Raw genomic sequence first — 2,774 nt, 5'->3', positions numbered from 1 at the left:
AAATAGGAGTGTCTATATCTTAATCTTAATCTTAAAAACAAAATCCAATATAGGTTTAAAAAAAATAATTTATGCCAAGTAAAAATATACCACAATATTCACTCTTTATTCACTGAGGGAATTTAACTAATATGTAAGCATTCAGGGGTCAGTTAGCCTCCTACAGAGGAGCTGCGCTTTTCATGTCGCGAAGCGTTAACGAAGTTGTGCGTTAGCTAAACAGCCATCAGCTATGAGTTATGAAAGGGAGAATCAAAAGTTATACGAATGAGATTAGTCATCAGCTAACTTTATAACTTTAGTAGTTATTACTTTCAAAAGCTGAATGCTTACACTAATATCAAGGGTGAAGATAAAGATATAAAAGAAAAGATATAAAAGATATTCAATTTGTACTAATCTCTCGACAAGAATTTATGTAGTCAGTTTAACTCTTAACTTAAATACAATGAGGGAAGAAATTGATATGGATAAAAGAGATATTCGTAGTAGGGCAGCAAAAACATTTATGGATAACTTTGAGAAACAACTTAATCTGGCTCTCCAAGAAAATCAAACTGAGGAGAATAATTCAGAACCTGCAAATATACACAAAAAATCCAAAGAAAATGAGCCTGATGAACAATTTAATTTATCAGACTTAGAAGAAGCGATCGCTGATATAGATGAATATATTCAGACAAATAAGAAACACCCACCATCATCTACCTCTGAATAAAAAAATAAATAGATACTACTTTGATTAAGATTGACGTTGACGCTGAACCTCATACAAAATTATAGCTGTACTTATGGCAACATTTAAAGATTCTACCCCATTACTCAAAGGAATCTTGACAGAATAATCAGCCAAATCAATTAAATCTCTTGAAATACCAGAACCTTCATTTCCCATAACTATTAGTGTAGGTTTTCGTAAGTCTATTTGCCAATAGTTAATAGTTGAGTTGGGAACTGTCGCTAAAACTTGCAGACCTTGACTTTGTAATTGTAATACTTCAGTCTTTAGGTTTTCAGATATTGCCTTATGTAAATTAAACCATTCCCCGGCTGATGACCGAACTACTTTCGGATGATACAAGTCTACACTATCTCTACTCACAAATAAGCCATCTATATTTGTTGCTGTAGCTGTCCTAATTATAGTTCCCAAATTACCAGGGTCTTGTATTTTATCTAGAGCAATTCCCAAGGTCTTAATCTTCAGAAAATTTGTCTCGCTCTGTGGTGCTATAGCCACTACTCCATCAGGATTAACTGTAGTAGTAAGGGATTGAATAACCCTGGCACTTACCAATTCTATCCTTTGTGCTTTTTGAGATACTAATTCACNCTGTAGCTGTCCTAATTATAGTTCCCAAATTACCAGGGTCTTGTATTTTATCTAGAGCAATTCCCAAGGTCTTAATCTTCAGAAAATTTGTCTCGCTCTGTGGTGCTATAGCCACTACTCCATCAGGATTAACTGTAGTAGTAAGGGATTGAATAACCCTGGCACTTACCAATTCTATCCTTTGTGCTTTTTGAGATACTAATTCACACAAAGATTTATGTTTTTCTTGCCATTTAGGTGTATAACAGACAGTTATAAGAGGATAATCTCTCCTACAAGCTTCTTCTAAGAGATGAGTTCCTTCAACTAGAAATAATTGCTGTTCCCGCCTCCCTTTTGATTGGTGAAGTTGGCGGATTTCCTTTATCAAAGGATTTTGCAAACTCGTCAGCACTGTTAATATTTAATCTCCTATTTAGGGTCTACTGAAAAACTATTAGGCATCAGGATAGGAAACAGGCAAAGGGCAACAGGAAAATTTTTTATCATTCTGTTAACTCCATTTCGTTACTTCTGTATCTTCTAAAAATTTATTTAGGGCTTGCTGATTAACTCTCAAAGGATTTACAGATAAAGGCTTTAGCTTTTTTAGAGGGAAAAAAATGCCAGCTTTTCGGTTGCTCAAGTTCAAAATATGAGGATTTTGAGTAGACAAAGGCGGAAAAATCAAGGGAGAAAATATCCGACTACCTCCTCTATAATTCCCATTTCTCCTGTACGTCGGCAATCCGACGGCTCCCCTACGACTCCTGACTCCTACCCTCACTCAGAAGACTTTTTCAGTAAACCCTAATTTAGTGCGTGATATTATAAGAAATCTGAACTTGCAGCGAGCAAGGTTTAATCATACTCAGTTATCTTGGTAGCTAATGATTTGAATTTTATTTAGCTAGCTCTATTTAGCATTTCTATTTAACAACTAAAACACGATTTAGATACTTCTTATGTAATTAAAATTATGGAGATATTCTACTAAATTTGGTGATCAAATTCGGCGTTGCTGAAGCAAGGGATGAATCTTGGCAAAAAAGGTAAATCCTATCTTTTACTTCCTCTTTAATCTAAAACTATAATTTATACCATAATCTATGCAACACTCCCCACACTCTCCACAGTCATTCATCTCACAAATATACAATGTCTAAAACCCTACTTAAAATTAAGGTAAGACAGAGGGTAAAAGGAAGAATAATTTCAGGGTAAATTGGAAAAAAGAAAGTTTGAGAATATGATTTGGTATTATCCAATTTTCCCTCATATTTTGTTATATTTTCCTTTTTCCTAGCCATTCAGTTTTNTAAAATTAAGGTAAGACAGAGGGTAAAAGGAAGAATAATTTCAGGGTAAATTGGAAAAAAGAAAGTTTGAGAATATGATTTGGTATTATCCAATTTTCCCTCATATTTTGTTATATTTTCCTTTTTCCTAGCCATTCAGTTTT

The 2,774-nt window shown here is 34.0% G+C and carries 3 protein-coding genes; 1 reads left to right on the top strand and 2 read right to left on the bottom strand.

Annotated elements, in window-relative coordinates; all coding sequences use genetic code 11:
- Positions 1–448: 448 nt before the first annotated feature.
- Positions 449–718 carry a hypothetical protein gene (locus AFK68_RS03085; RefSeq protein ID WP_094671538.1) on the top strand — a complete coding sequence of 90 codons (270 nt, stop codon included), beginning with the start codon at positions 449–451 and terminating at the stop codon, positions 716–718.
- Between the two features lie 24 nt (positions 719–742).
- Here the strand turns inward: AFK68_RS03085 and AFK68_RS03080 are convergent, their stop codons facing one another.
- Together AFK68_RS03080 and AFK68_RS03075 are read right to left on the bottom strand one after the other, a co-directional pair.
- On the bottom strand, positions 743–1,240 hold the full coding sequence (locus tag AFK68_RS03080) for an RNA methyltransferase (RefSeq protein WP_246843967.1): 498 nt from the start codon (positions 1,238–1,240) through the stop codon (positions 743–745).
- 93 nt (positions 1,241–1,333) lie between these two features.
- The coding region (locus AFK68_RS03075; RefSeq protein ID WP_305778125.1) for an RNA methyltransferase at positions 1,334–1,727 on the bottom strand (394 nt) is incomplete at its 3' end.
- Positions 1,728–2,774: the final 1,047 nt, after the last annotated feature.

This window comes from Hydrocoleum sp. CS-953, assembly GCF_002260545.1.
Taxonomy (GTDB): Bacteria; Cyanobacteriota; Cyanobacteriia; order Cyanobacteriales; family Microcoleaceae; genus Trichodesmium.
Note: the sequence above shows the minus strand (reverse complement) of the source record. Positions and strands in the feature narration are given on the sequence as shown.